Source organism: Mycobacterium sp. UM_Kg1, assembly GCF_000972925.1.
Taxonomy (GTDB): Bacteria; Actinomycetota; Actinomycetes; order Mycobacteriales; family Mycobacteriaceae; genus Mycobacterium; species Mycobacterium hiberniae.
The window spans coordinates 1-961 of sequence record NZ_JRMK01000321.1 but is presented as its reverse complement, the minus strand read 5'-3'; the positions used below and the strand labels follow the sequence as shown (position 1 = coordinate 961).

1 protein-coding gene and 1 pseudogene are annotated in these 961 nt (G+C 69.2%); both read right to left on the bottom strand.

Annotation, left to right across the window (positions count from 1 at the left end; genetic code table 11):
* Nucleotides 1–83 (bottom strand): annotated as a pseudogene (esxG, locus tag LI92_RS21340) (type VII secretion system protein EsxG); the annotation flags it as partial.
* Between the two features lie 16 nt (nt 84–99).
* Nucleotides 100–961 (bottom strand): PPW family C-terminal domain-containing PPE protein (locus LI92_RS24045; RefSeq protein WP_046322536.1); only part of this gene is annotated, 862 nt, incomplete at its 5' end.

Sequence of the window (961 nt, the reverse complement as noted above, 5' to 3'; positions counted from 1 at the left end):
GTCGACCGCATCAACGCCGCCTTGGCGCCGAACGCCGACTCCGAGGCCACCAACTGCGGAATATGCGCATCCAACAAGCTCATCTCCACACCCCTTTCTCTACTTCTTCTTCGGTTCCTGATCCGGCTCCCCTGCGGAGTCGGCAAAGTCCTGCTCGCCCCAGGTATCGGGCAACATCGGCATACTGGGACCGCCGCCGAACCCGTCACCGGTCAAAGTGGCGAGGCCGGTAGCCCCGCTGCGAGCACTGCTGCCCACGGTTCCGGTGAAGCCGAGGTCCCCGGCGCCGCGTTGCGAACCGGCCACCGACGGCGCAGTCGGCGGATTGTCCTCGACGGAACCGGAATTCATGTCCATGAACTCGTCCGCGTGGTCATGTAGGACAGCGCGCCGCCGTCGGCGCGCGCGGGACCTCTCCCGCGCCGAGCTGCCCACCGCCGCCGCGGCGGCGGGCACCCGTGATGCCGTGGCCTTCGCCTTGTTGCGGTCGGTGAGGGTGGGCCCCAGTCCGGTGCCCGGTTCGGCACCGCCGACCAGGTAGCCGAAGCCGATCGACCCGGGCGCCGGTGCGGGCGGTGCCGCCGCCGAGGTGGCCTGCACTGCCGGAACACCCGCGGCGCCCGGTGCGCCCACGCCCGGTCCAAAACCCGCCACCGCCACGATCGGCCGGTCGGACGGCGCCAGCGGTACCGGTTTCGGCTTCGCGACGGCCTCGCGAGTCCAGTCCCCGCCGAAGAAGTCTGCCAGCAGGCCGAGGCCCACGCCGAGCACGATCGGCGCCATGATGGCGGCGCCCAGCATCACGCCCCAGAAGGTGAAACCGAACGGGATGAAGAACGCCTCGTAGGCGACGAAGAACAGCAGTGGGAACCAGGCCGCCGGGTTGGCGATGATGGCCTGAATCGTGGCGATCGGATCCTCGAACAACCGAACCAGCTGGTTCCACAGCTCGGTGAAGAAA